Genomic DNA, 25976 nt, shown 5'->3' with positions numbered 1-25976 from the left:
AAAAAACCTCCGTTGGTCCGACAGGATAACCTTTGCGCCGGACGTTCGGAGGTGAAAACGGGATCAAAGGTGAATGACGGCCAGGTCCAGGCGGCCATAGTCTCCTTCGGCTTGTTCGGTGCGGGGCGGCACATGGTGGGTTTTCATTACCTGGTCGCCCTGCAAGGTCTCCAGATGGATGTCGAAACCCCAGAGACGATGCAGGTGCTTGAGTACCTCATCGGTGGAGTCGCCCAGCGGTTTTCGGTCATGAGCCTGGTGGCGCAGGGTCAGCGAGCGATCTCCCCGGCGGTCGATGCTGTAGATCTGCACGTTGGGCTCGCGATTGCCCAGGTTGTATTGGGCCGCCAGGGTCTCGCGGATGATGCGATAACCGCCTTCGTCATGGATGGCAGGCACCAGCAGGTCATCTTTCTGGTCATCATCGAGAATGCTGAACAGCTTCAGGTCGCGGATCACCTTGGGTGAGAGGTACTGCAGGATGAAGCTTTCATCCTTGAAGCTGCTCATGGCGAACTTGATGGCGGACAGCCAGTCCGAGCCCGCGATGTCCGGGAACCAGCGCCGATCCTCCTCGGTGGGGTTTTCGCACATGCGCCGAATGTCACGGTACATGGCAAAGCCCAGTGCATAAGGATTGATACCGCTGTAGTACGGGCTGTCGAAACCGGGCTGGAACACTACGCTGGTGTGGGATGTCAGGAACTCCATCATGAAGCCGTCGGTCACCAGGCCTTCGTCGTACAGGTCGTTCATCAGCGTGTAGTGCCAGAATGTGGCCCAGCCCTCGTTCATGACCTGGGTCTGGCGTTGTGGATAGAAATACTGGGCAATCTTGCGCACGATGCGCACGATTTCCCGTTGCCAGGGCTCCAGCAGCGGCGCGTGTTTTTCAATGAAATAAAGAATGTTTTCCTGCGGTTCGGCAGGGAAGCGCGCGTTGTCTTTTTCACTGTATTTGTCGGCACCCTTGGGAATGGTGCGCCACAGGTCGTTGATCTGCTTTTGCAGGTGTTCTTCACGGTCCTTTTGGCGACGGCGCTCTTCTTCGGCAGAAATCGGATATGGCCGCTTGTAACGGTCCACGCCGTAGTTCATCAGGGCGTGGCAAGAGTCCAGCAGATCCTCCACTGCGTCGATGCCGTGGCGCTCTTCGCATTGCATGATGTACTGCTTGGCAAACACCAGGTAGTCGATGATCGAGCTGGCATCGGTCCAGGTGCGGAACAGGTAGTTGCCCTTGAAGAAACTGTTGTGGCCGTAGCACGCATGCGCCACCACCAAAGCCTGCATACAGATGGTGTTTTCTTCCATCAGGTAAGCGATGCACGGGTCGGAGTTGATCACGATCTCGTAAGCCAGCCCCATCTGGCCACGGCTGTAGGATTTTTCGGTGCTGAGGAAGTGCTTGCCGTAGGACCAGTGGTGATAACCCAGCGGCATACCAACCGACGCATAAGCGTCCATCATTTGCTCGGCGGTGATGACCTCGATCTGGTTCGGATACGTGTCCAGGGCATAACGGTCCGCGATACGGCTGATTTCGCGGTCGTAGGCCTGGATCAGCTCGAATGTCCATTCGGAGCCGGTGGAAATAGGCTGACGTTTCTGCTCTTTTTTGGCGGTCATGTCACTAACCTGCGCTGGAAGAGTTCACGGAAGACCGGATAGATATCCCCGGCCGAGACCAGTTGTTGTTGGGCAAATGTGTCGGAAAAAGCTTCGGCAATACGCTCATATTCGTACCACAAGGCCTGATGTTCGCGTGGAGTAATTTCCACATAGGTGTAGTACTGGACGAACGGCATGATCTGGTTGATCAGGATGTCACGGCAGATCGGCGAATCGTCGTTCCAGTTGTCACCGTCGGACGCCTGGGCCGCGTAGATATTCCACTCGTTGGCGGGGTAGCGCTCAGCCATGATTTCCTGCATCAGTTTCAAGGCGCTGGAAACGATAGTGCCGCCGGTTTCCCTGGAATAGAAGAATTCTTCTTCGTCCACTTCTCTCGCGCTGGTGTGATGGCGAATGAATACGACGTCGATCTTGTCGTAGTTCCGCTTCAGGAACAGGTACAGCAGGATGAAGAAGCGCTTGGCGATGTCCTTGGTCGCCTGGGTCATGGAGCCTGATACGTCCATCAGGCAGAACATCACTGCCTTGGAGCTGGGGTTAGGCTGTTTCACCAGCAGGTTGTACTTGAGGTCAAATGTATCGAGGAATGGTACGCGATGAATGCGCGCGCTGAGTTTCTCGATTTCCGCTTCGAGGTCTTGAATATCGCCGAAATTATCGGGTTCTTCGCGTTTCAGGCGAGCCAGTTCCTCCTTGACCTCCCGCAGTTTGGCCCGGCTGCTTCCTGACAGCGCAATGCGTCGCGCGTGGGCCGAACGAAGTGTGCGGATGATATTGATGCGCGAAGGATTGCCTTCGTTGCTGATGCCGGCTCGCACGGTCTTGAAGGTGTCGGTGCCGGTCAGGTTGCGCTTGACCAGGTTGGGCAGTTCCAGGTCCTCGAACATGAACTCAAGGAATTCCTCCTGGGTGATCTGGAACACGAACTCGTCCATACCTTCGCCGGAGTTGCCGGCCTTACCGGGTCCCCTGCCGCCACCGCCTCCTTGTGGACGGGGAATGTGCTCGCCACTGGTGAATTCCTTGTTGCCGGGATGCACCACGGTCTGCTTGCCACCGCGGCCATGGTGAAGCACCGGCTCGTCGATGTCGCGGCCAGGAATGCTGATCTGTTCGCCATGTTCCATATCGGTAATGGAACGCCGGCTGACCGCCTCTTCGACGGCCTTCTTGATGTGATCACGGTAGCGCCGCAGAAACCGCTGGCGGTTTACCGTGCTCTTGTTCTTGCCATTAAGGCGTCGGTCGATCACATAGCTCATAGGCCCCTCCGGGGAAGCTTCAAGTCGTCAGCTCCAGGCCGCAAGGGAAACGCTGTCGAGCCTCGGGCTCAACGGCTGTCCCTCGCAGCCTGTCGCTAGAAACCTGCCGCTGCTTATTGCGATTTGCGGACCCGCAGATACCACTCGGAGAGCAGCCGTACCTGTTTGTCGGTGTAGCCACGTTCGACCATGCGTGTGACGAAGTCGTTGTGTTTTTGCTGGTCCTCCTTGCTGGCCTTGGCGTTGAAGCTGATGACGGGCAGCAGGTCTTCGGTGTTGGAGAACATTTTCTTCTCGATCACCACCCGCAGCTTTTCATAGCTGAGCCAGGTTGGGTTCTTGCCGTTGTTGTTAGCCCGGGCGCGCAATACGAAGTTGACGATTTCGTTACGGAAATCCTTCGGATTGCTGATGCCGGCCGGTTTCTCGATTTTTTCCAGTTCCTCGTTCAACGCCACGCGGTTGAGGATTTCGCCGGTCTCCGGGTCGCGATATTCCTGGTCCTGGATCCAGAAGTCGGCGTACAGCACGTAGCGGTCGAAGATGTTCTGGCCGTATTCGCTGTAGGACTCCAGGTACGCAGTCTGGATTTCCTTGCCGATGAATTCGATGTAGCGCGGGGCCAGGTATTCCTTGAGGAATCGTAGATAACGCTCGCGAGTTTCCGCCTGGAACTGTTCCTGCTCGATCTGTTGCTCCAGCACGTACAGCAGGTGAACCGGGTTGGCGGCGATCTCGTGGGGGTCGAAGTTGAAGACCTTGGAGAGGATCTTGAACGCGAAACGTGTAGACAGGCCGTTCATGCCTTCATCGACCCCCGCGTTGTCGCGGTATTCCTGGATGGATTTGGCCTTCGGATCGGTGTCCTTGAGGTTTTCGCCGTCGTATACCCGCATCTTCGAATAGATATTGGAGTTTTCCGGCTCCTTGAGGCGCGATAGTACGGTGAACTGGGCGAGCATCTTCAGCGTGTCGGGCGCGCAGTGGGCCTTGGACAGCGAACTGTTGAACAGCAGTTTGTCGTAGATCTTCACCTCGTCGGTGACGCGCAGGCAGTACGGTACCTTGACGATGTAGATCCGGTCGATGAAGGCTTCGTTGTTCTTGTTGTTGCGGAAGGTATGCCATTCCGACTCGTTGGAGTGAGCCAGCAGGATACCGGTGAACGGAATGGCCCCCAGACCCTCGGTGCTGTTGTAGTTACCTTCCTGGGTTGCGGTCAGCAAGGGGTGCAGTACCTTGATGGGGGCCTTGAACATCTCGACGAATTCCATCAGGCCTTGGTTGGCCCGGCACAGTGCGCCTGAATAGCTGTAGGCGTCGGCGTCGTTCTGCGGAAATTCCTCCAGTTTGCGGATATCCACCTTGCCCACCAGGGCCGAAATGTCCTGGTTGTTTTCATCCCCCGGTTCGGTCTTGGCTACTGCGATCTGGTTGAGGATCGACGGGTAGAGCTTGACCACTCGGAACTGACTGATATCGCCACCGAACTCGGCCAGGCGCTTGGTGGCCCATGGCGACATGATGGTACTGAGGTAGCGGCGTGGGATGCCGAAGTCTTCCTCGAGGATCGCGCCGTCCTCGGTGGCGTTGAACAACCCCAGGGGCGATTCGAACACCGGCGAGCCCTTGATTGCATAGAAGGGCACTTTTTCGATCAATTGCTTGAGCTTTTCGGCCAGGGACGATTTACCGCCACCTACGGGGCCGAGCAGATAGAGGATTTGCTTCTTCTCTTCCAAGCCTTGGGCGGCGTGGCGGAAATAGGACACGATCTGGTCGATGCATTCTTCCATCCCGTGGAAGTCTTCGAAGGCCGGATAGCGGCGAATCACCTTGTTGGAAAAAATCCGCGAAAGCCTCGAGTTGGTCGAGGTATCCAGCAGTTCCGGTTCTCCGATTGCCAGCAACAGACGCTCCGCGGCTGATGCGTAGGCGCTGCGGTCCTGCTTGCAGAGTTCGAGGTATTCCTGCAGCGAGTATTCCTCCTGCCGCGTGGACTCGAAACGTTGTTGGAAGTGGCTAAAAATGCTCATGACGTCACCTCGCTCGATACGTGGAGCCGGTGGCGGATCAATCAGTCGATGCTGGTCAGCCGCTGGTGGAACCCAGCTGCCGTTTACCCCCCAGAATGCTTTCAGGAATGCAGGCTCCTGAAAGCTTACTCCCGATGACCCGTGCGCCGGTGTACCGGCTCTCCCCTGTTTTGGATGGCCTGAGGCTAAGGATAGTTCGGAATCGGAGAGGTAAAGGGGGAATGCGTAATTAGTTATGGCAGACCGTTCGTCTGCCAGCGCTCAAGCCCACGGTTCCCGCGGGCTTGGGACGACATAAAAAATTATTCGTGAACGCTTTGCGCAATTTCCGAAGGGTAAGTCGTACGCCATTGTTCGAAACCACCGTCCAGGCTGTAGACATCGGTGAAGCCCTGGCTGACCAGGTAGGCGGCTGCGCTTTGGCTGGAGTTGCCGTGATAGCAGACCACGACGGTAGGGGCGTCGAGGTCGGCGGAGCGAATGAAGTCGGCGATGGAGTGGTTATCCAAGTGTCTGGAGCCGCTGATGTGCAGGGCGGCAAATGTGGCTGGGTCGCGAACATCGACGACCACTGCGCCTTGCTCGCGCAGGGCCTGGGCCTGGTCCGGGGGGATGCGTTTGAATTCAGTCATGAGGGGCTCCTGTAGCTTGAAGCGTAGCGCCGGTCAAACGGCGGTGCCGGCCGACACTGATGCAGTGGTCGGCTTGTGGTTGGGTTTGGCATGGCCCTGTTCGTCGCAATCACAACGCAGTTGCTCGCCGGTGTCGACGTTCATCAGTGTCATCGCGCTACCCCATACGCAGCCGGTATCAAGGGCGATGACCCCGGGCTCGTCGGATTGACCTTGCAGCGCCGCCCAATGACCGAAAATGATTTTAAGGTTACGGGTCTTGCGTTCCTTGTGCTTGAACCAAGGGGCGTAGCCGGGCGGGGCCGTCTCGATGCCTTCCTTGCTCTTGAGATCAAGCTTGCCATCGCGGGTGCAGAAACGCATGCGGGTGAAATAGTTGGTGATGACGCGAAGACGGGCTACGCCGGTGAGCTCATTATCCCATTTGACCGGATCGTTGCCGTACATACCGTCCAGGTAGGGTGCGAACAAATTGTCGTCGCGCAATGCCTGTTCGACCTCGTTGGCGCATTTGAGCGCCTTGCGTAGCGACCACTGGGGGGGTATTCCGGCATGAACCAGTGCCAGGTTGCGTTGCTCGTCATAGTGCATGAGCTTTTGCTGGCGCAACCATTCCAGCAGGTCGACGCAGTCGGGGGCGTTGAGGATTTCGCTCAAGGTATCGGATTTTTTCAGGCGCTCGATGTTCTGCCAGGCGGCCAGCAGGTGCAGGTCGTGGTTGCCGAGCACGCAGACCAGCGACTGGCGGATGCCGTAGAGGAAGCGCAAGGTCTCAAGCGATTGCGGGCCACGGTTGACCAGGTCACCGACCAACCATAGCGTGTCTCGCTGCGGGTCGAAGGCGACTCGCTCCAGCAGGCACTTGAGTGGTTCGAGGCAGCCTTGCACGTCACCCACTGCATACGTGGCCATCAGTGCAAGGCTCCGGGCACCGCCAGGCGGAAGGGTTTGATGATGGCGTCGAAGCGTTTGCCGTCCTCGGCCAGCATCTGGTAAGTGCCCTGCATGGTACCGACCTTGGTCGTCATCACCGTGCCACTGCTATAGCTGTGGCTTTTGCCTGCCTCGATCAACGGTTGCTGACCCACCACGCCTGCACCGCGCACTTCTTCGACATGCCCATCGCCGTCGGTGATGACCCAGTGCCGCGACAGCAGCCTGGCTGGCAAAGAGCCGTTATTGCGTACGGTAATGTTGTAGGCAAAGGCGAAGCGGTTTTGCTCGGGTTGCGACTGTTCTGCCAGAAAACGGGTGGTGACGCTAACGTCGACCTGGTAACGAGGATCGGACATGCAAAAAGGCCTTAGAAGCGAAGCGGGACGCGGGCGTAGCTGATGAAGTCAGTCTAGGCCAAGTATCGGGTAGTAGACCAGAGTGTCGTCCCGCCCGATAGCGATCATCGTCCGTCAGCTGGCGTCGGCTTGCGGCGCAACCTGTTCGCTGAGCTTGTCGGCCAGGCGCACGAAAGCTGCCAGGTCCAACTGTTCGGGACGCAGGCTACCGTCCACGCCGGCGGCTTCGATTTCAGCGCTGCTGAGCAGCAGTTTCAAGGTGTTACGCAGGGTTTTGCGGCGTTGGTTGAACGCTTCACGTACCACCCGCTCCAGCAACCGATGATCCTTGGCCGGGTGCGGCAGGACCGCATGGGGCACCAGGCGGACGATGGCCGAGTCGACTTTCGGCGGCGGGTTGAATGCCCCCGGGCCGACGTTGAACAGGTGTTCGACCCGGCAGTGGTACTGGACCATGATCGACAGACGGCCCCAGTCACCCCCGCCAGGACCGGCAGCGAGACGCTCGACCACTTCTTTTTGCAGCATGAAGTGCATGTCGCGGATCAGGCCTGCGTTGCTTAGCAGGTGAAAGATCAGGGGTGTGGAAATGTTGTAGGGCAGGTTGCCAACCACGCGCAGGCTGCGCGGTGCTGCGTTCAAGCTATTGAAGTCGAACTTCAGCGCGTCACCCTGGTGCAGGTTGAAATTGCTCTTGCCGGCGAACTGCTGGTTGAGGATCGGGACCAGGTCCTTGTCCAGCTCCACTACGTCCAGTTGCGCGCCGCTGTCGAGCAGGCCTTCGGTCAGGGCACCCTGGCCCGGGCCGATTTCCAGCAGGCGATCGTCGGGCTTGGCATTGATGGAGCGCAGGATGCGATCGATCACGCCAGCGTCATGCAGGAAGTTCTGGCCGAAGCGCTTGCGCGCGCGGTGTTGGTATTGCTCGGTCATAAATGGGTCTCGGCCATCTGGTAGGCGGTTTCCAGTGCGACTTGCAGGCTACCGGTATCGATCCTGCCGCTGCCAGCCAGGTCCAGGGCTGTGCCGTGGTCCACCGACGTGCGGATGATCGGCAGGCCCAGCGTCACGTTGACGGCTGCGCCGAAGCCTTTGTACTTCAGTACGGGCAGGCCCTGGTCGTGGTACATCGCCAGCACCGCGTCGCAGTGCTCCAGATATTTGGGGGTAAACAGAGTGTCGGCAGGCAGCGGGCCACGCAGGTCCATGCCCTCGCTGCGCAAGCGTTCCAATGTGGGTTCTATGATGTCGATTTCTTCGCGGCCCAGGTGTCCGCCCTCACCGGCATGGGGGTTGAGCCCACAGACGAGGATACGGGGCTGGGCGATGCCGAATTTTTCCTGCAGGTCGGCATGCAGGATCCGCGTGACCCGCTCCAGGCGTTCCGGGGTGATGGCGTCCGCGATGTCCCGCAGGGGCAGGTGAGTGGTCACCAGGGCCACGCGCAGGCCATGCGTGGCGAGCATCATCACCACTTGTGCGGTGTGAGTCAGGTCCGCCAGAAACTCAGTATGCCCGGAGAAGGCTATGCCGGATTCGTTGATCACACCCTTGTGCACCGGCGCGGTGATCATGCCCGCAAAAGCTCCGTCGAGGCAGCCTTGGCCGGCGCGGGTCAGGGTCTCGAGGACAAACGCCGCGTTGGCCTTGTTCAGTTGGCCGGTAACCACCGGCGCGCCCAGCGGCGTATCCCAGACATACAGGCTGTTGGCCGGCGCCGGGACGTCCGGCCAGGCGTGCGGCGATACTGGCAGCAGATTGACGACCACCCCCAGCTGCGCGGCCCGCTCAAGGAGCAGGTCGCGGCTGGTGATGGCAATCAGAGGGTGTGGCTGGGGCCGCGAGGCGAGTAGCAGGCACAGGTCGGGACCAATGCCGGCGGGCTCGCCGGGTGTCAGCGCGAAACGCTTGGGTTTCACTGCGCTGCCTGGTCTGCACCAGGGAGTTTGATTTCAACGTAGGCCTCGTCGCGAATCTGACGCAGCCAGGTTTGCAGCTCTTCGTCGTATTTGCGATTACGCAGTACGGTCATCGCCTGTTGTTCGCGAGCCTGGGTCGTGCTGTCGGTGGCGCGGCGGCCAAGGACTTCCAGCACGTGCCAGCCATAAGGGCTCTTGAACGGCTTGGACAACTGGCCTTGTGGCGTATTGGCCATGACTTGGCGGAACTCGGGGACCAGTGCATTCGGATCGACCCAGTTCAGGTCGCCACCGTTGAGCGCCGAACCTGGGTCTTCCGAGAAGCTCTTGGCCAGTTCGGCGAAGTCTTCGCCTGCTTCGATGCGGTCGTAGAGTTTTTCCGCCAGGCGCTTGGTTTCGGCTTCGCTGCGGATTTCACTTGGCTTGATCAGAATGTGGCGAACATGCACTTCGTCGCGCACCTGGGTTCCGCCACCGCGTTTTTCCAGGACTTTGAGGATGATGAAGCCGCCGGGCGTACGGGCTGGTTGGGTGATGTCACCCACCGCCATGGTGCTCAGTTCGCGGTCGAACGGGGGCGGCAGTTGAGCGGGTTTACGCCAGCCCATGTCGCCGCCTTCCAGGGCGTTGTCGCTGCCCGATTTGGCAATGGCCATCTGGCTGAAATCAGCACCTTGCTTGAGCTGCTGGTAGACATCCATCGCCTGGCGGTAAGCACTCTGGATCGCTTCGGAGTTGGCGCTTTCCGGGGTGGGGATCAGAATGTTCGCCAGGTGCAGTTCTTCGGAAAGCTGCATTTTGCCCAGGTCGGAAGCGAGGAAATTCTTCACTTCCTGCTCGGACACCTGGATGCGTTCGGCGACACGGCGCTGGCGCACACGGCTGATGACCATCTCGCGGCGGATCTGATCGCGGGCGTCCTCGTAAGAGAGGCCGTCGCGAGCCAGGGCGGCGCGGAACTGGTCGATGGTCATGTTGTTGCGCTGGGCAATGGTGCCGACGGCCTGGTTCAGCTCTTCATCGGTGATGCGAATGCCGGAGCGTTCGCCGATCTGCAATTGCAGGTTTTCGACGATCAGGCGTTCGAGCACTTGTTGGTCCAGCACGCCCGGCGGCGGCATGCCGCCGCCGCGCTTGGCGATGGTTTGCTGCACCTCATGGACGCGCTGATCCAGCTGGCTTTGCATGACCACATCGTTGTCGACGATGGCCACCACTTTATCGATGGACTGCACCGCGGCGTTGGCCGCGGTACCCAGGAACAGCGCGCCCAGCATCAGCGGGCGCAGACAATCAGAAAGCTTGATCTTCACGTTCACGATAACCTTGGATGCCTTTGTCGAGGAAGCTCTCTACCTTGGCGCCGGTGAGGCCGCCGAGTCCCTTCAGAACAATTTGGAGGAAGACGCCGTGGTCGCCTTTTTCGTTTTCCGGGGCGGCTTGACTGAACTCTTCATAGTCGACCCAGTAACGGTTGATCAGGCGCAGTTTCCAGCAGCAGTTGTCGTATTCGAAACCACCGAAGGCTTCCAGGGTACGGTTGCGGTTGTAGTCATACTGCCAGCGGCTGATTGCGTTCCACTGCGGCACGATCGGCCAGATGACCGAGAAGTCGTGCTGCTTGATCTTGTAGTAGTCCTTCACGTAGCCAGGAGTGCCCGGGGTGCCGTAGTCGCCGCCGCCCACTTGCCATGTACCGGTAGTCTCGTCGTAACGGACCTGGTCGTTGCGATAGCGATAGCCGGCGTTGATAACCTTGTTCGGGTTGTCTTCTGGCTGGTAGTGGAACATCGCGCTGCCTGAACGAGGGCTGTGGGTGTCCGGATCCCAGTTGTAAGTGGCGGTGGTGCGCCAGTCACGGTTCCAGCGGTATTCGTATTCCAGGGCGTAAGGAGATACATCGGATTTCGCATCTTCGCGGGTCTTGAAGTCGATGCCCGGCAATTGGACTTCACGATCCTTGAAGTACAAGGCTTGGCCGACGCTGACGCGCTGGCGTTCGAAACCGTTCTCTTCGATCCAACGGCTGGTCACGCCCAGGGACAGCTTGTTCTCGTCGCCGACACGGTCGGAGCCGGTAAAGCGGTTATCCCGGAACAGTGAGGAATAGCTGAACGTCGATTCGCTGGTATCGAAGACCGGAATGTCGCTCTGGTCCTTCTCCGGTACATAGAGGTAGAACAGGCGCGGTTCCAGGGTTTGGCGATAGTTGGTGCCGAACCACTGCGTATTGCGATCGAAGTACAAGCCGCTGTCGATGCTGGCAATTGGAACGCCGCGGCTCTGGCTACCACTGTAAGTGCCCCGTAGGCGATCGGCCTCAGCGTTTTGTGCTGCGATATCCGATTTGCCTCGGCTATCAAGATCCAGATCGTACTGTGTGTACTGATACTTGAGCGCCGGCTTGATGTAGCCGTAGCTTGCGTTCATGGGCAGGCTCATGACAGGCGCTAGATTCAGGCGATTGCCGTTGGCTCTGGCCAACCCGCGAACGTTGGTATCAAGAAACGGATCAGTGTTGCCGTCTTCATCGGTGTAGTCACCGGTCCGCAAATCACGATCAAACCGCACCAACTCTGTCCGGTACGCGAAATCCAGACCATACGGGTGCTCAGGCAACGAGCCATTAAAGGTGATCTGAGGCAGACGGTTATAAGGCGTGATCTTCGAAATCGTCGCCATCTGATAAGCCTGGGCGTTCAAGCGAGCGACGTAATTGTCACCCCGATAGCTGACGGCCCCCTGTTGGTTCACATAGTCCCTGGATTCGACACCGATCTGGTCGGTCTGCAAATCCTGGAAATAGTAAGGATCGCTGATCTTGGTGTAGTCGACTTCCGTCAGCACGCGCGAATCCAAGCCGCCCTTGTGCTGCCAGTTGTACATGTAGCGGGTCTTGTCGTAGTCGGTCTGGCCGCTGCGCTCATCGTCTTCATCGTTGAGGTAAGCGGCGCCGAACTGACCTTCGCTGGACTTGGTCAGGTAGCGGAACTCGCCTTCCATCAACATGCCGCGCTTGCTCATGTAGCGCGGGTACAACGTGGCGTCGTAGTTGGGCGCCAGGTTGAAGTAGTACGGAGTGACCAGCAGGAAGCCGGTATCGCTGCCGCTGCCGATGGTCGGCGGCAGGAAGCCGGACTGGCGACGGTCATCGATCGGGAAATAAATATAAGGCGTGTACAGGACTGGAATGTCCTTGACCCGCAGCGTCACGTTGGTCGCGGTACCGAAGCCGGTGGCCGGGTTCAGGGTGATGTTGTTGCCCTTGAGCGTCCAGGCGTTGCTGTTCGGTTCGCACGTGGTGTACGTGCCGTCCTTGAGGCGGATGATCGCGTTCTCGGCGCGCTTGGCGTACAGCGCGTTACCGCGGATGCGCGACTTGTGCATCACGTATTCGGCGTTGTCGACCTTGGCTTCGCCGGTGTCCAGTTGTACATCGGCATGGTCGCCGACGATCAGTGCACCGTTGTCGCGAACCCGTACGTTGCCGTTCAGCTCACCGCGGTTCTCGGCCTGGTACAGGCTGGCCTCGTCGGCCTCGACCTGCATGCTGCCCTGGCGCATGACTACGTCGCCGGCCAGGGTCGCCACCTGTTCTTCCTGCTGATAGCGCGAAGCCTTGGCACCAAGGAACGTCGGCGCGTCACTCTTGGCCGTCTTGTCGTTCATGCCAGGACGAGTCGGTTCGATGTAGGCACCCGAGCAGTAAGGGCCGGTCTCAGCCAATTGTGCAGGCGTGAGGTTCTCGCGCGGAACCCAGTCCAGGTGACTGTAGTCTGCACTGCGCGACTTCAGGCCGCGGCCCTTGGCTTCGGTGACGAGCATCGGCTTGTCGCCGGCTTGTTCGCCCGAGCTGTTGTCGGTCGCAGCGTCGCCGCTGTCGGCAACCGCGCTGCCTTCATGCACCGGGCGCGGCGGCAATGCGGCGGCCGGTGTCTTGGGTGAGCAGTCCCAGGCACCCGAAGCGGAGACGGAGCAGTCATACTGCTGCGCCGCGACGACGAATGAAGAGGCCAGGGGTTGCAGGGCCAGCAGACTGCCGGTGACCAGCAACGGAAATTTTTTACGAAACGCGGGGGATTTCAATGCCATCTTATTAGTCCGGGCTTCCTGCGTGCCATCTGCCCGCGGTGTGGGCCGCACGCCTCTCGATGGTCTGAAAAAGATGCTGGATAATAAAGCATGACCCGCTTGACGGCTAGCGCCGTCGGAGACCCTTGCAATGCCCGACCAAGATGTACGCCTGCAACACCTGAAAGTTTGGCTCGATGAACAGCTGCCGATCCTCTTTACTCAACAGGGTTGGGGCGCCGTCCCCCCGGCCACGTTGACCGCGGCCAGCAGCGACGCGAGTTTTCGTCGTTATTTCCGTTGGAAAGGCGAGGACCGCAGTTTCGTCGTGATGGATGCGCCACCGCCCCAGGAAAACTGCAAACCTTTCGTGGATATCGCGTTTTTGCTGGCGAAATCCGGTATCAATGTGCCAAAAATTTATGCCGAGGACCTCGATCGCGGATTTCTTTTGCTCAATGACCTGGGCAACCAGACCTATCTGGATGTGATCAACGCCGACAATGCCGACGATCTATTCCGCGATGCGCTGCAAGCTTTGCTGGCTTTCCAGCAACTGCCGATGGTGGCGCCGTTGCCCAGCTACGACGTCGCCTTGCTACGTCGGGAGCTGGAGTTGTTCCCCGAGTGGTACGTCAAGCGTGAGTTGGGTGTCGAGTTCGATGCGGCCCAGCAGCAGCTCTGGCAGCAGGTTTCCGATCTGCTGATCGACAGCGCCCTGGCCCAGCCCAAAGTGCTGGTGCACCGCGACTACATGCCGCGCAACCTGATGCTCAGCGAGCCGAACCCCGGCGTGCTGGATTTCCAGGATGCGGTCTATGGCCCCGTCACCTACGACGTGACTTGTCTGTTCAAGGACGCTTTCCTCAGTTGGCCCGAGGAGCGTGTGCGTGGCTGGTTGGTGGATTACTGGCAGCAGGCCGGCGCGCTTGGCATTCCAGTCCAGCCGGATGTCGAGGACTTCCTGCGGGCCAGCGATTTGATGGGTGTGCAGCGTCATCTCAAGGTCATCGGGATTTTCGCGCGCATTTGCCATCGCGACGGCAAACCGCGGTATCTGGGCGATGTGCCGCGCTTCTTTGCTTATATAGACGCGGTCATCGCTCGCCGTCCTGAACTGGCGCAGCTCGATGAGCTGCTTTGCAGCCTGCGTCAAGCGACCGGGGCGACGGCATGAAGGCGATGATCCTGGCGGCGGGCAAGGGGGAGCGCATGCGGCCCCTGACCCTCACCACACCCAAGCCGTTGATTCGCGTTGGCGGCGTTCCTTTGATCGAATATCACCTGCGGGCCTTGGCCAAGGCCGGGTTCACCGACATTGTGATCAATCATGCCTGGCTCGGTCAGCAGATCGAAGACTACCTGGGGGACGGTTCGCGCTTTGGCGTGAGCATTCATTTCTCGCCCGAAGGTGAGCCGCTGGAAACTGGCGGTGGAATTTTCCGAGCCTTGCCGCTGCTGGGCGATGAAGCGTTTGTGGTGGTCAATGGCGATATCTGGACCGACTACGATTTCAGTGCTTTGCGTCGGCCGCTCGAAGGGCTGGCGCACCTGGTGTTGGTGGACAATCCAGAACACCACCCGGGTGGCGATTTTATCCTGGCCGACGGAAAGGCTCACGATGGTGAGCCCGCTGCCGACAAACTGACCTACAGCGGCATCGCCGTCCTGCACCCACTGTTGTTCGGCGGCTGCTCGGACGGTGCGTTCAAGCTTGCACCACTGCTGCGCAAGGCCATGGCCGAGGGGCGCGTCAGTGGCGAGCTGCTGAAGGGCCGCTGGGTCGATGTCGGAACCCATGAACGTTTGGCGCAGGTCGAAACCTTGATAGAAGCGAGCGGTTGATATGTGGTGGCCAGGGACTCTGATTGGAGCCGGGGCGGGCTTTGCCATAGCCAGCATTCCGGGGGCCATGCTGGGCGCGTTGTTGGGGCAGGCGTTGGATAGGCGCCTGGACCTGCAGAGCTGGGCGCAGCTACGTGAGCGCCTGGGCGGTCGTCCAGCGTTGCGCAACGATGAATTGTTATTTGTATTGCTGGGGCGGCTGGCGAAAAGCGATGGGCGAGTGGTCGATGGCCACATCCAGCAGGCTCGCCAGGAGATGCGCGCCTTGGACCTGAGTGAAGCGGCTCAGCGCCGGGCCATTGCTGCGTTCAACCGCGGCAAGTCTGGAAATGATCGCTTGCGCGGTTATCTGCGTCGCCTCAGCACCCAGCCACATGCGGCTGAAGGTGTGTTACGGGCCTGCTGGCGGATGGTTTGGGCCGATGGTCGGGCGGGCGCAGGGGAGCGTGAATTGATTACCCGGTGGGGCAAGTGGCTAGGCTGGACGCAGCAACAAGTCCAAGCGTTGGCGAGCGATTACGAACCTCAGAAACTGGCGCCGCCCAGTAGCGGCATCACGTATCAGGAGGCGATGCGTTTGTTGGGGGTTTCTGCCACCAGTGAACCGTCGCAGATCAAGCGCGCCTACCGACGCCTGCTCAGTCGTCACCACCCGGACAAGATTGCTGGCAGCGGGGCGACGCCATTGCAGGTGCGTGAGGCCACCGATAAAACCCGGGAGTTGCATAACGCCTATCGCTTGATTCGCGAGCGGCGCGATTTCCGCTAGTCACCCGCACCACCTGTGGCAAGGGGATAAATCCCCTCGCCACATTATGTCTGCAGTGACCTCACTCCCCCGGTTTCTGCGGGCTCAACCAGCCCCGAACCCGACGGAACAGCTGTTCCTGTTCCGCCGACGGGTTCGGCAGGGCTTTGAGGGAAACCTGGCTGAAGGTTGAGCCTTTCAAGCGTTTGCTCGCCTGCAAGCGTTCCAGTGCTGAGTTGCGATCCAGCGGTTTGTCCGTGTAGAAAATGTCGGCGGTCGCCAGTTTCAAGGTCGGGGTCAGTTCGGCCAGGCCGGGTTTGGCGGTGACCGGGGTCTGGGCGGCGACCATCACGAAGCGTTCGATTTGCGCGGGCTGTTTTTCATTCAGGTAACGTGCCGCCCAATAGGCGCCGGTGCCGTGGCCCAGCAGCACAATGCTGCGTGCGCCCTGTTGTTCGGCGTACGCCAGCGCCGCATCGATGCGAGCGAAGATGCGCTCGGCGTCGGCCTTGGCGTGTTCCTCGCTCGTTTCGACAACGGCTGGGTCTGCCGCATCGGCCTCGCCCCCTGCAACCTGTTCGATCGGTGCTGCGGTGGTGGCATCCGGTGCCGCGGCAGCCGTGTCGGCCGGTTTGGTTTCGGCCGGTGTTTCCGCCACGCGCGGTGCGATGACGTCGCTTTGCAGGTCCGGCAGGGTGATACTCAGGCTGCTCCATTCGACGTCAGGTAATTTTTTGCGCAACGGGCCGATTACTTGAGGCCAGTCAGCGGTTTCGCCGGCACCGGGGATTATGATGACCGCGCCTTTGGGGTCGCTGGTGTTGGCCGGTTTCCAGAGCGCCAGGAACGTATCGCTGCCAGTCTGTAGCCGTTGTTGTTCCTGGACCGGGATTTGTCGTTCGAGTGCCGCCGCTTCTTCCTGGCTACGCTCAAGCAAGGGCTGGCGTTCGGCCGGTTTTTCCTCGGCAGGTTGCTCCGTCGCAGCGGGTGCTGGTTCACTGGCCTGTACAGAAAAGGCACTCGGCAGGATCAGCGACAGGCACAATGCTGGCAATGCCAGGCGGTAAACAGAGGGCATCGGATATTCCATGACCAGAAGTATTTCCGGCAGCCTAATGGGTTGGTCAGTATTTGTCAGTGCATGAGACTTCGATGATGCGTTTTTGCTGCCTGTGGGTTATCGGCTGTTTATGGCTTCCCTTGATGGCGTGGGCCGCGCCCGCGCCATCGGCGCATGGGGTGCAATTGAATGCGGAACAGCGCGAGTGGCTTGCGCAACATCCGCAATTGCGGGTCGGCCTCGTATTGCAGGCGCCCTATGCGCAATACGACCGGCGCTTGCAGCGTTTGTCGGGTACCAACGTCGAGCTGATGCAATGGCTGGGCAAGGCGTTGAATGTCGAGCTGACCTGGCGCAATTTCCAGGACCTGGGGCAGTTGGAGACCGCACTGCGCGAGGGTGAGGTGGATATCGCCCCGGGCCTGAACCAGACGCCGGGCGGGCTCAGGCTCTGGCAGTTTTCCGACCCTTACATGCGGGTGCCGCAATTGATCGTCGGCGAGCAGAAGGGCGCCGAGGGCGTGGAGCTGGAAAAACTCGATGCCCGGACCCGTGTGGCGGTGCGCATGCCCAGCGCCACGGCCGATTATCTGCGCAGCAATTACCCGACGCTGAACCTGCAGGGGGTGCCGATGGAGCGCCAGGCCCTGCAATTGCTGCTGAGCCAGCAGGCCCGCTATGCCGTGGTTGACGAGGCCCAGTTAGGGCGGTTGATGGTCGAGCCTGAATTTTCCGAATTGGTGGTGGTGGGCGACATAGGTTTGCCGCAACTGCTACGGGTCGCCACGCGTCGGGACTGGCCGCAGTTGGCCGAAATCGTCGACGCCGGTTTGCAGGCGATCCCGGCCAAGGAGCTGGAGCAACTGCACAGTCGCTGGCTCAAGCCTAAATATCCGCGCCTGACCGAGACCCCCGGGTTCTGGCAAAACCTTACCCTGTTGATGCTGGCGTTGTTGTTGAGCAGCGTGGCCATCGTGTTCTGGCAACGTCGCCAGCAACGGGCGCTGGAACGGCGTCTGCGTGCCGCGCGGGAGGACATTGCCCAGCGTACCGCCAGCGAAGAAGCCTTGCGCCTGACGCAGTTTTCCATCGATCAAAGCACCGTCGGCATTCTCTGGGTCAACTGGGACAGCCATGTGCGCTACGCCAACCATGCCGCCGAAACCATGCTGGGCTATGCACCGGGCGCCATCATCGACCGGCCCTTGATCGACTTCGAACCCGGCCTGCATATGGATCGCTGGCTCAACCTGTGGAAGCGCGCCCGGGCCAGTGACGAAGGGCCGCAGAGTTTCGAAACCGAGTGCGTGCGGGCCGATGGCAGTATCCTGCCGGCGGATGTGTCCTTGAGTTTCCTGCGTTTTCGCGACGCCGAATACTTGGTGGTTTACCTCAATGACGTGACCGAACGCCGGCGCGCGCTGGCGGCGTTGCGCGAAAGCGAGGCGCGCTTGCAAGGCATTGCCGCCAACGTCCCGGGGCTGGTCTTTCGTCTGGAGCGGGCGCCGGTGACCGGCCAGATCGACTTTGCCTACATCAGCGAAGGCAGCGAAAGCCTGGTGGGTTATTCCCCGGCGACCCTGGCCCGCAGCGACACCGGTTTACGCAGCCTGGTGCACCCGGACGACAAGGCCGGTTACCACCGCACCCAGGACCAGGCGCTGGACAGCGATAGCGACTGGTCATGGCAGGGCCGCATCCTGACCCGCGAAGGGCAGGAGCGTTGGGCCGAGATCAAGGCAATCACTCGTCGTCTCGAGGATGGCGCTTACGTCTGGGACGGAATTGTCTGGGACATCACCGAAAGCAAGCGCATCGAATTGGAATTGGCCAGCTCTCGGGAGCAGTTGCGCGAGTTGTCGGCGCACTTGGAAAGCGTGCGGGAAGAGGAAAAGGCGCGCATCGCCCGGGAAGTCCACGACGAGCTGGGGCAGATGCTGACGGTGTTGAAGCTTGAAACTTCCATGTGTGAGTTGGCCTACGCGCAACTGGACCCTGGCCTGCAGGAGCGGCTTAACAGCATGAAGCGCCTGATTGCCCAGTTGTTCCAACTGGTACGGGACGTGGCGACTGCGTTGCGCCCGCCGATCCTCGATGCCGGCATCGCCTCGGCCATCGAATGGCAGGCCCGGCGTTTCGAGGCGCGTACGCAGATCCCTTGCCTGGTGCAGGTGCCGGACAATCTGCCGCCCTTGAGCGATGCCAAGGCCATCGGCCTGTTCCGGATTCTCCAAGAAGCGCTGACCAATGTGATGCGCCACGCCCAGGCGCATACTGTGGAACTGACGCTGGTTCAGGAAGGCGACGAATTGTGTCTGACAGTCAGCGATGACGGTGTAGGCTTTATTGCCAATACAGGTCGGCCAACCTCCTTTGGCCTGGTCGGCATGCGTGAGCGCGTGCTGATCATGGGCGGGCAGGTGTCCCTGGAAAGCGAGCCGGGAGAGGGGACGACCCTGTCGGTGCGGGTGCCGCTGAGTGAGGCCTGACGGTTTCGGTTACCTGGGCTGAGTCATCGCGAGCAAGCTCGCTCCCACAGGGTTTGTGTACGCCTCAATCAATGTGGAAGCGAGTTTACTCGCGATGAGATCCTGAATCTGGAGAAGAATGTGATCCGTGTACTGGTAGCCGAAGACCACACCATCGTCCGCGAAGGCATCAAGCAGTTGATCGGCCTGGCGAAGGATCTGCAGGTGGTGGGGGAGGCGAGCAATGGCGAACAGTTGCTCGAGACTCTGCGGCACGTGCCCTGCGAAGTGGTGCTGCTGGATATTTCCATGCCGGGAGTCAATGGCCTGGAGGCGATCCCGCGGATCCGTGCGCTGAACAATCCGCCGGCCATCCTGGTGCTGTCGATGCACGACGAAGCGCAAATGGCCGCCCGTGCGTTGAAAGTCGGCGCCGCTGGCTACGCCACCAAGGACAGCGACCCGGCCCTGCTGCTCCTGGCGATTCGCAAGGTCGCGGCCGGAGGGCGTTACATCGACCCGGACCTGGCCGACCGCATGGTCTTCGAAGTCGGCCTGACCGACACCCGCCCGTTGCATTCGCTATTGTCCGAGCGCGAGTTCTCGGTCTTCGAGCGCCTGGCCCAGGGTGCCAACGTCAACGACATTGCCCAGCAACTGGCCCTGAGCAGCAAAACCATCAGCACCCACAAGGCGCGGTTGATGCAGAAACTCAACATCACCTCATTAGCGGAACTGGTGAAGTACGCGATGGAGCACAAGTTGCTCTAAGCCCTTGTGGGAGCGAGCTTGCTCGCGATGGCGTCGGACCATTCAGCATCGATGTTGGCTGACACACCGCTATCGCGAACAAGCGCGCTCCCACAGGGGATAGTGTCGACATACCTATTTGCGACACGCCCCAACACCGCTTTTACCCAACACTTGCAGCTCGCCGCTTCAAACTCACCGCCGCCCTTATCCAATCCCGCCATCGCTGTAGGGCAATCCCTACCCCGACTCTTCCATCCGGCTGAGGCGATTCTCTCCTGCCTCCCGATTTGCGCAGCCCCCAGGGTCCACTAGGCTTGATTCACAAGCAGTCATCAATACAAAAGGTGCGGGTATGAGCCAGGTCGATTCAAGTGCGGGGGCCAGTGATGTGCTGGTCAGCTTTCGTGGTGTGCAAAAGAGCTACGACGGCGAAAACCTGATCGTCAAGGACCTCAACCTGGAGATTCGCAAAGGCGAATTCCTGACCCTGCTCGGGCCGTCCGGCTCCGGCAAGACCACCAGCCTGATGATGCTCGCCGGGTTTGAAACGCCAACCGCCGGTGAGATCCAGCTGGCCGGGCGTTCCATCAACAACGTGCCGCCGCACAAGCGTGACATCGGCATGGTGTTCCAGAACTACGCGTTGTTCCCGCACATGACCGTTGCCGAGAACCTGGCGTTCCCGCTGACCGTGCGAGGCCTGAACAAGAGCGATGTGAGTGATCGGGTCAAGCGCGTCTTGAGCATGGTCCAGCTGGACACCTTCGCCCAACGCTATCCGGCGCAATTGTCCGGTGGCCAGCAGCAACGGGTGGCCCTGGCCCGGGCCCTGGTGTTCGAACCGCAACTGGTGCTGATGGACGAACCTCTCGGTGCGCTGGACAAGCAACTGCGTGAACACATGCAGATGGAAATAAAACACCTTCACCAGCGCCTGGGCGTGACCGTGGTCTACGTGACCCACGACCAGGGCGAAGCCTTGACCATGTCCGACCGCGTGGCGGTGTTCCACCAGGGCGAGATCCAGCAGATTGCCCCACCGCGCACGCTCTATGAAGAGCCGAAAAACACCTTCGTCGCCAATTTCATCGGCGAGAACAACCGCCTCAACGGCCGCCTGCACAGCCACACCGGTGACCGTTGCCTGGTTGAGCTGGGACGCGGCGAGAAGGTCGAGGCGCTGGCGGTGAATGTCGGCAAGCCTGGCGAACCGGTAACCCTGTCGATCCGTCCGGAACGGGTGAGCCTCAATGGCGCAAGCGAACAATGTGTCAACCGCTTCTCAGGGAGGGTGGCGGAATTCATCTATCTGGGCGACCACGTCCGGGTTCGCCTGGAAGTCTGCGGCAAGAACGACTTCTTCGTGAAACAACCGATTGCCGAGCTCGATCCCGGGCTCGCCGTCGGGGACGTGGTTCCGCTTGGCTGGCAAGTCGAGCACGTGCGTGCGCTCGATCCCCTTCTAGAGGCGAATTGATCGCCCCCTGCTGTACCAACACCAACCCTGCACGTGGAGAGAACAATAAATGTTGAGATCCCTGAAGTTCACAGCCCTGACCCTGGGCATGATAGGTGCGGCAAGCGCGATGGCGGCGGGCCCGGACCTGACCGTGGTGTCTTTCGGCGGGGCGAACAAGGCGGCTCAGGTCAAAGCCTTCTACGCACCGTGGGAAGCGGCCGGTAACGGCAAGATCGTAGCTGGCGAGTACAACGGTGAAATGGCCAAGGTCAAAGCCATGGTCGACACCAAGAGCGTTTCCTGGGATTTGGTGGAAGTCGAGTCCCCGGAGTTGTCCCGTGGTTGTGACGAAGACATGTTCGAACAACTGGACCCGGCCCTGTTCGGCAAGGCTGAAGACTACGTCAAAGGTGCCATCCAGCCGTGCGGCGTCGGTTTCTTCGTGTGGTCGACCGTACTGGCCTACAACGCCGACAAACTGAAGACCGCGCCGACCAGTTGGGCAGACTTCTGGGACACCAAGCAGTTCCCGGGCAAGCGCGGCCTGCGCAAGGGCGCCAAGTACACCCTGGAATTCGCCTTGATGGCCGACGGCGTAGCGCCGAAAGATGTCTACAAAGTGCTGGCCGGCAAAGACGGCCAGGACCGTGCATTCAAGAAACTCGACGAACTCAAGCCGAACATCCAGTGGTGGGAAGCTGGCGCTCAGCCGCCGCAGTACCTGGCGTCCGGTGACGTGGTCATGAGTTCGGCCTACAACGGTCGGATCGCTGCGGTCCAGAAAGAAAGCAACCTGAAAGTGGTGTGGAACGGCGGGATCTACGATTTCGATGCCTGGGCCATCCCGCGTGGCCTGGACAAGACCCGCGCCGAAGCGGCGAAGAAATTCATCGCCTTCTCGGTGGCGCCGCAGCAGCAGAAGACCTACTCGGAAAACATCGCCTACGGTCCGGCGAACACCCAGGCAGTGCCGTTGCTGGCCAAGGATGTCCTGACCAACATGCCGACCACCCCGGAAAACATCGCCAACCAGGTGCAGATCGATGTCAGCTTCTGGGCTGACAACGGTGAGCAACTGGAGCAGCGCTTCAACTCCTGGGCGGCGAAGTAACCCGACGGTCTGAAACTGGATGAGAGCCATGTGGGAGCGAGCTTGCTCGCGATAGCGGTCTGTCAGGTACCTCAGTATTGAATGTGCCGCAGCCATCGCGAGCAAGCTCGCTCCCACAGGTTCTTGTATCAACTCGGGTGTTTCAAAAGAACAGAGGCGGCCCGCCGCCCCTGTAACGATCAAAAAGATTTGCGGAGTTCGCCATGGCCATCGCCGTTCCACTGAACGCGGGCACCAGCCCCACCCTGAAGCAGCGGCTCAAGCATGCCGAGCGGGTCAACCGCTGGAAGGCTCAGGCGCTGATCGCGCCGCTGGTGCTGTTTCTGTTGCTGGTGTTCCTGGTGCCGATCGTGGCGCTGCTGTTCAAAAGCGTCAGCAACCCGGAAGTGGTGGGTGCCATGCCGCGTACTGTCGCTGCCGTCGCTGCATGGGACGGGCGCGGGTTGCCGGGTGAGCCGGTGTACAAGGCTGCCAGTGAAGACCTGGCCGAAGCCCGCAAGAATCAGACCCTGGGCGACTTGTCCAAGCGCCTGAACATGGAACTGGCCGGCTATCGCAGCCTGCTGACCAAGACCGCTCGTGCACTGCCGTTTGCCAGCGAGCCGGCCTCTTATAAAGAAGCGTTGGAAAACCTCGACGAGCGCTGGGGCGATCCAGCGTATTGGCAGGTGATCCGCCGCAACACCAGCAATGTCACCCCGTATTACTTGCTGGCGGCCGTCGATCATCGTATCGATGACCTCGGTGAACTGGCGCCGGCCACCCCCGACCAGGCGATTTACCTGGATATTTTCACCCGCACGTTCTGGATGGGCCTGGTGATCACCGCGATCTGCCTGGTGCTGGCCTATCCGCTGGCCTACCTGCTGGCGAACCTGCCGTCGCGTCAAAGCAACCTGCTGATGATCTTGGTATTGCTGCCGTTCTGGACCTCGATCCTGGTGCGGGTGGCCGCGTGGATCGTGCTGTTGCAGTCGGGCGGGCTGATCAACAGTGGCCTGATGGCCATGGGCATCATCGATAAACCCCTGGAGTTGGTGTTCAACCGTACCGGTGTCTACATCTCCATGGTCCATATCCTGCTGCCGTTCATGATTTTGCCGATCTACAGCGTGATGAAGGGCATCTCGCCAACCTATATGCGTGCGGCGATTTCCCTGGGCTGCCATCCGTTCGCCAGTTTCTGGCGGGTGTATTTCCCGCAGACTTATGCCGGTGTCGGCGCCGGTTGCCTGTTGGTGTTCATCCTTGCCATCGGCTACTACATCACGCCGGCGTTGCTGGGTAGCCCGAACGATCAGATGGTCAGCTACTTTGTCGCGTTCTACACCAACACCAGCATCAACTGGGGCATGGCCACGGCGCTCGGCGGGCTGCTGTTGCTGGCGACCGTCGTGCTTTACCTGATTTACAACCGGCTGGTGGGCGCCAGCCGCCTGCGCCTGAGCTAAGGGGAGATCGAAATGCTGAGTCCTTACATGTCTCCCGTCGAACGGGTGTGGTTCTACACCTTGCGCACCCTCTGCGGGCTGATCCTGTTGTTCCTGATTCTGCCGGTGCTGGTGATCATTCCGCTGTCGTTCAACTCCGGCAGCTTCCTGGTGTACCCGCTGCAGGGCTTTTCGCTGCAGTGGTACCACGATTTCTTCGCCTCGGCCGAATGGATGCGGGCGCTGAAAAACAGCATCATCGTGGCACCGGCGGCGACGTTGCTGGCAATGATCTTCGGCACGCTGGCGGCCATTGGCCTGACCCGTGGCGACTTCCCGGGCAAGGCGTTGGTAATGGCCCTGGTGATCTCGCCGATGGTGGTGCCGGTGGTGATCATCGGCGTGGCCAGCTACCTGTTTTTCGCGCCACTGGGGATGGGCAACAGTTTCATCTCGCTGATTGTGGTCCACGCCGTGCTGGGTGTGCCGTTCGTCATTATCACCGTGTCGGCGACCTTGCAGGGGTTCAACCACAACCTGGTTCGGGCCGCCGCCAGCCTCGGGGCTTCGCCATTGACCGCGTTTCGTCGGGTGACCCTGCCGTTGATCGCCCCCGGCGTGATCTCTGGCGCGCTGTTCGCCTTCGCGACGTCGTTCGATGAAGTGGTGGTGACCCTGTTCCTGGCCGGTCCCGAGCAGGCAACCCTGCCACGGCAGATGTTCAGCGGTATCCGCGAAAACCTCAGCCCGACCATCGCCGCCGCCGCGACGCTGCTGATCGCCTTCTCGGTGATCCTGCTGCTGACCCTGGAGTGGTTGCGTGGGCGCAGCGAGAAACTGCGTACTGCGCAAGTATAAAGGTCTGAGCCGATCACAATGTGGGAGCGAGCTTGCTCGCGATAGCGCACTGACATTCAACGTAAATGTTGAATGTGCCGCCGCCATCGCGAGTAAGCTCGCTCCCACAGGGGCCCATCCGCAGGTTCCTTTATTGCATTCACAAGCTGAATAGCAGACAACCCCCAATACCGAGCTATCCTTGTGCCAGCCCATACTCGAATAAGAGGCCGCGCACATGAGTCTTTCCTCATTCAAGATCGCCCATAAACTGATCACAGGTGCCGCTGCCATCGAGCAACTGGCGGCCGAGCTGACCCGGCTGGACGTCGACAACCCGCTGATCGTCACCGACGCCGCACTGGTCAAGTCCGGTACCGTGGAGCTGGCCCTGCAGCACCTGGGCGGGCGCGACTACGAAATTTTCGACCGGGTCATGCCGGACCCGGAAATCGCCATCGTCGAAGACTGCATGCAGGCCTACCGCGACGGTGGCCATGATGGCCTGATCGGCCTGGGTGGCGGCAGTGCCATCGACATCGCCAAATGCGTGGGGGTCTACGCCGGTTACCATGGCGAGCTGCAGGATATGTTCGGGGTCGACCAGGTCCCGCGCAAAGGCCCGCCCATGATCGCCATCCCCACCACGGCCGGGACCGGCTCGGAAGTCACCAATGTGGCGATTCTCTCCGACAAGGCCGCTCAACTGAAAAAAGGCATCGTCAGCGATTACCTGCTGCCGGACGTGGCGCTGGTCAGCCCGCAGATGACCCTCACCTGCCCACGCAGCGTGACGGCGGCCAGTGGCGTCGATGCGCTGGTGCACGCCATTGAGGCTTACCTGTCGCTCAATGCCTCGCCGATCACCGATGCCTTGGCCATCGGGGCGATCAAGCTGATCACCCGCGCACTGCCCAAGGCCTATGCCAACCCCGCGCACCTGCAAGCCCGCGAAGACATGGCCACCGCCAGCCTCATGGCCGGGATGGCGTTTGGCAACGCCGGGGTCGGGGCGGTGCATGCACTGGCCTATCCATTGGGCGGGCGCTTCCACGTCTCCCATGGCGTTGCCAACGCCTTGTTGCTGCCGTATGTCATGGCGTGGAACAAGATGGCCTGCGTCGAGCGCATGCGTGATATCGCCGAAGCCATGGGCTTGAAGACCGCTCATCTGAGTGATCTCGAGGCCGCCGATGAGGCCGTGGAGGCCATGGTTGCGCTCTGTGTTGCCGTGGAAATTCCCCAGGGCCTGAGCGGTTTGGGCGTGACCGAGGACGTGATTCCCTCGATGGCGGTGGAAGCGGCGGGCATAGAGCGGCTGATGCGCAACAATCCGCGCCAACTGAGCGCCAGCGATATCGAGAAGATCTACCGCGCGGCGTATTGATCGTCTGTCACGGTGGGCGCGCCAAATCTTG

Annotated in this window: 21 protein-coding genes; 10 read left to right on the top strand and 11 right to left on the bottom strand. The window is 60.4% G+C overall.

Annotated elements, in window-relative coordinates; all coding sequences use genetic code 11:
* Window positions 1–63: 63 nt before the first annotated feature.
* The 10 genes from SGN16_RS26710 to SGN16_RS26665 form a co-directional block, all read right to left on the bottom strand.
* Window positions 64–1629, bottom strand: coding sequence for a SpoVR family protein (locus SGN16_RS26710; RefSeq protein WP_210641488.1), 1566 nt, complete (start codon window positions 1627–1629; stop codon window positions 64–66).
* Complete coding sequence (locus SGN16_RS26705) at window positions 1626–2897, bottom strand: YeaH/YhbH family protein (protein ID WP_210641486.1); 1272 nt, start codon at window positions 2895–2897, stop codon at window positions 1626–1628. The genes SGN16_RS26710 and SGN16_RS26705 overlap by 4 nt, the downstream gene beginning before the upstream one ends.
* A gap of 113 nt (window positions 2898–3010) precedes the next feature.
* Window positions 3011–4933, bottom strand: a complete 1923-nt coding sequence (locus SGN16_RS26700; protein ID WP_210641484.1) for a PrkA family serine protein kinase — start codon at window positions 4931–4933, stop codon at window positions 3011–3013.
* Window positions 4934–5235: 302 nt separating this feature from the next.
* A complete protein-coding gene (gene glpE / locus SGN16_RS26695; RefSeq protein WP_210641482.1) occupies window positions 5236–5565 on the bottom strand; it encodes a thiosulfate sulfurtransferase GlpE in 330 nt (109 codons plus the stop codon).
* Between the two features lie 33 nt (window positions 5566–5598).
* Window positions 5599–6477, bottom strand: coding sequence for a symmetrical bis(5'-nucleosyl)-tetraphosphatase (locus SGN16_RS26690; RefSeq protein ID WP_210641481.1), 879 nt, complete (start codon window positions 6475–6477; stop codon window positions 5599–5601).
* Window positions 6477–6857, bottom strand: coding sequence for a Co2+/Mg2+ efflux protein ApaG (gene apaG, locus SGN16_RS26685; RefSeq protein ID WP_210641479.1), 381 nt, complete (start codon window positions 6855–6857; stop codon window positions 6477–6479). Before apaG ends, SGN16_RS26690 begins: the two co-directional genes overlap by 1 nt.
* Window positions 6858–6971: 114 nt before the next feature.
* A complete protein-coding gene (gene rsmA / locus SGN16_RS26680; protein ID WP_210641477.1) occupies window positions 6972–7790 on the bottom strand; it encodes a 16S rRNA (adenine(1518)-N(6)/adenine(1519)-N(6))-dimethyltransferase RsmA in 819 nt (272 codons plus the stop codon).
* Window positions 7787–8776 carry a 4-hydroxythreonine-4-phosphate dehydrogenase PdxA gene (pdxA, locus tag SGN16_RS26675; protein WP_335945443.1) on the bottom strand — a complete coding sequence of 330 codons (990 nt, stop codon included), beginning with the start codon at window positions 8774–8776 and terminating at the stop codon, window positions 7787–7789. The genes rsmA and pdxA overlap by 4 nt, the downstream gene beginning before the upstream one ends.
* Window positions 8773–10089, bottom strand: a complete 1317-nt coding sequence (gene surA / locus SGN16_RS26670; RefSeq protein WP_210641473.1) for a peptidylprolyl isomerase SurA — start codon at window positions 10087–10089, stop codon at window positions 8773–8775. The genes pdxA and surA overlap by 4 nt, the downstream gene beginning before the upstream one ends.
* Window positions 10070–12868 (bottom strand): LPS-assembly protein LptD, encoded by a 2799-nt coding sequence (locus tag SGN16_RS26665; protein ID WP_335945444.1) that lies wholly within the window; start codon window positions 12866–12868, stop codon window positions 10070–10072. Before SGN16_RS26665 ends, surA begins: the two co-directional genes overlap by 20 nt.
* Window positions 12869–12998: 130 nt before the next feature.
* Between SGN16_RS26665 and SGN16_RS26660 the strand changes: the two genes are divergently transcribed.
* The 3 genes from SGN16_RS26660 to SGN16_RS26650 are packed head-to-tail and all read left to right on the top strand — an operon-like array spanning window position 12999 to window position 15461.
* Entirely contained in the window at window positions 12999–14024 is a 1026-nt protein-coding gene (locus tag SGN16_RS26660) for a phosphotransferase (protein WP_335945445.1), read from the top strand.
* Window positions 14021–14692, top strand: a complete 672-nt coding sequence (gene murU / locus SGN16_RS26655; protein WP_335945446.1) for an N-acetylmuramate alpha-1-phosphate uridylyltransferase MurU — start codon at window positions 14021–14023, stop codon at window positions 14690–14692. Before SGN16_RS26660 ends, murU begins: the two co-directional genes overlap by 4 nt.
* 1 nt (window position 14693) lies before the next feature.
* Complete coding sequence (locus SGN16_RS26650) at window positions 14694–15461, top strand: TerB family tellurite resistance protein (protein WP_335945447.1); 768 nt, start codon at window positions 14694–14696, stop codon at window positions 15459–15461.
* Window positions 15462–15522: 61 nt separating this feature from the next.
* Here SGN16_RS26650 and SGN16_RS26645 read toward each other — a convergent pair whose 3' ends face one another.
* The gene (locus SGN16_RS26645; RefSeq protein ID WP_335945448.1) at window positions 15523–16518 is read right to left on the bottom strand and encodes an alpha/beta hydrolase family protein; all 996 of its coding nucleotides are present in this window, start codon (window positions 16516–16518) and stop codon (window positions 15523–15525) included.
* Between the two features lie 74 nt (window positions 16519–16592).
* Here SGN16_RS26645 and SGN16_RS26640 point away from each other — a divergent pair, with 74 nt between their 5' ends.
* The 7 genes from SGN16_RS26640 to SGN16_RS26610 all read left to right on the top strand — a co-directional run bounded on the left by SGN16_RS26640 (window position 16593) and on the right by SGN16_RS26610 (window position 25945).
* Window positions 16593–18989 (top strand): transporter substrate-binding domain-containing protein, encoded by a 2397-nt coding sequence (locus SGN16_RS26640; protein WP_335945449.1) that lies wholly within the window; start codon window positions 16593–16595, stop codon window positions 18987–18989.
* A gap of 120 nt (window positions 18990–19109) precedes the next feature.
* The gene (locus tag SGN16_RS26635) at window positions 19110–19739 is read left to right on the top strand and encodes a response regulator transcription factor (protein ID WP_210641460.1); all 630 of its coding nucleotides are present in this window, start codon (window positions 19110–19112) and stop codon (window positions 19737–19739) included.
* A 334-nt stretch (window positions 19740–20073) separates the two neighbouring features.
* Window positions 20074–21198 carry an ABC transporter ATP-binding protein gene (locus SGN16_RS26630; RefSeq protein ID WP_210641458.1) on the top strand — a complete coding sequence of 375 codons (1125 nt, stop codon included), beginning with the start codon at window positions 20074–20076 and terminating at the stop codon, window positions 21196–21198.
* 49 nt (window positions 21199–21247) lie between these two features.
* Window positions 21248–22291 carry an ABC transporter substrate-binding protein gene (locus tag SGN16_RS26625; RefSeq protein ID WP_210641457.1) on the top strand — a complete coding sequence of 348 codons (1044 nt, stop codon included), beginning with the start codon at window positions 21248–21250 and terminating at the stop codon, window positions 22289–22291.
* Window positions 22292–22494: 203 nt separating this feature from the next.
* Window positions 22495–23742, top strand: a complete 1248-nt coding sequence (locus SGN16_RS26620; RefSeq protein ID WP_210641455.1) for an ABC transporter permease — start codon at window positions 22495–22497, stop codon at window positions 23740–23742.
* A 12-nt stretch (window positions 23743–23754) separates the two neighbouring features.
* On the top strand, window positions 23755–24579 hold the full coding sequence (locus SGN16_RS26615; RefSeq protein WP_210641453.1) for an ABC transporter permease: 825 nt from the start codon (window positions 23755–23757) through the stop codon (window positions 24577–24579).
* A gap of 217 nt (window positions 24580–24796) precedes the next feature.
* Window positions 24797–25945, top strand: a complete 1149-nt coding sequence (locus SGN16_RS26610; RefSeq protein ID WP_335945450.1) for an iron-containing alcohol dehydrogenase — start codon at window positions 24797–24799, stop codon at window positions 25943–25945.
* Window positions 25946–25976: the final 31 nt, after the last annotated feature.

Source organism: Pseudomonas sp. G166 (genome assembly GCF_037027455.2).
GTDB lineage: Bacteria > Pseudomonadota > Gammaproteobacteria > Pseudomonadales > Pseudomonadaceae > Aquipseudomonas.
The sequence above is the reverse complement of the archived record's forward strand: the minus strand, read 5'-3'. Positions and strand labels throughout refer to the sequence as shown.

Coding starts and splice junctions, on each gene's coding strand:
- SGN16_RS26690 (WP_210641481.1), bottom strand. CDS start 6,477: ATGGCCACGTATGCAGTGGGTGACGTGCAAGGCTGCCTCGAACCACTC.
- SGN16_RS26665 (WP_335945444.1), bottom strand. CDS start 12,868: ATGGCATTGAAATCCCCCGCGTTTCGTAAAAAATTTCCGTTGCTGGTC.
- SGN16_RS26615 (WP_210641453.1), top strand. CDS start 23,755: ATGCTGAGTCCTTACATGTCTCCCGTCGAACGGGTGTGGTTCTACACC.
- SGN16_RS26640 (WP_335945449.1), top strand. CDS start 16,593: ATGATGCGTTTTTGCTGCCTGTGGGTTATCGGCTGTTTATGGCTTCCC.
- SGN16_RS26610 (WP_335945450.1), top strand. CDS start 24,797: ATGAGTCTTTCCTCATTCAAGATCGCCCATAAACTGATCACAGGTGCC.
- SGN16_RS26620 (WP_210641455.1), top strand. CDS start 22,495: ATGGCCATCGCCGTTCCACTGAACGCGGGCACCAGCCCCACCCTGAAG.
- apaG (WP_210641479.1), bottom strand. CDS start 6,857: ATGTCCGATCCTCGTTACCAGGTCGACGTTAGCGTCACCACCCGTTTT.
- SGN16_RS26625 (WP_210641457.1), top strand. CDS start 21,248: ATGTTGAGATCCCTGAAGTTCACAGCCCTGACCCTGGGCATGATAGGT.
- rsmA (WP_210641477.1), bottom strand. CDS start 7,790: ATGACCGAGCAATACCAACACCGCGCGCGCAAGCGCTTCGGCCAGAAC.
- SGN16_RS26710 (WP_210641488.1), bottom strand. CDS start 1,629: ATGACCGCCAAAAAAGAGCAGAAACGTCAGCCTATTTCCACCGGCTCC.
- SGN16_RS26660 (WP_335945445.1), top strand. CDS start 12,999: ATGCCCGACCAAGATGTACGCCTGCAACACCTGAAAGTTTGGCTCGAT.
- SGN16_RS26645 (WP_335945448.1), bottom strand. CDS start 16,518: ATGCCCTCTGTTTACCGCCTGGCATTGCCAGCATTGTGCCTGTCGCTG.
- SGN16_RS26650 (WP_335945447.1), top strand. CDS start 14,694: ATGTGGTGGCCAGGGACTCTGATTGGAGCCGGGGCGGGCTTTGCCATA.
- SGN16_RS26705 (WP_210641486.1), bottom strand. CDS start 2,897: ATGAGCTATGTGATCGACCGACGCCTTAATGGCAAGAACAAGAGCACG.
- SGN16_RS26700 (WP_210641484.1), bottom strand. CDS start 4,933: ATGAGCATTTTTAGCCACTTCCAACAACGTTTCGAGTCCACGCGGCAG.
- SGN16_RS26630 (WP_210641458.1), top strand. CDS start 20,074: ATGAGCCAGGTCGATTCAAGTGCGGGGGCCAGTGATGTGCTGGTCAGC.
- murU (WP_335945446.1), top strand. CDS start 14,021: ATGAAGGCGATGATCCTGGCGGCGGGCAAGGGGGAGCGCATGCGGCCC.
- glpE (WP_210641482.1), bottom strand. CDS start 5,565: ATGACTGAATTCAAACGCATCCCCCCGGACCAGGCCCAGGCCCTGCGC.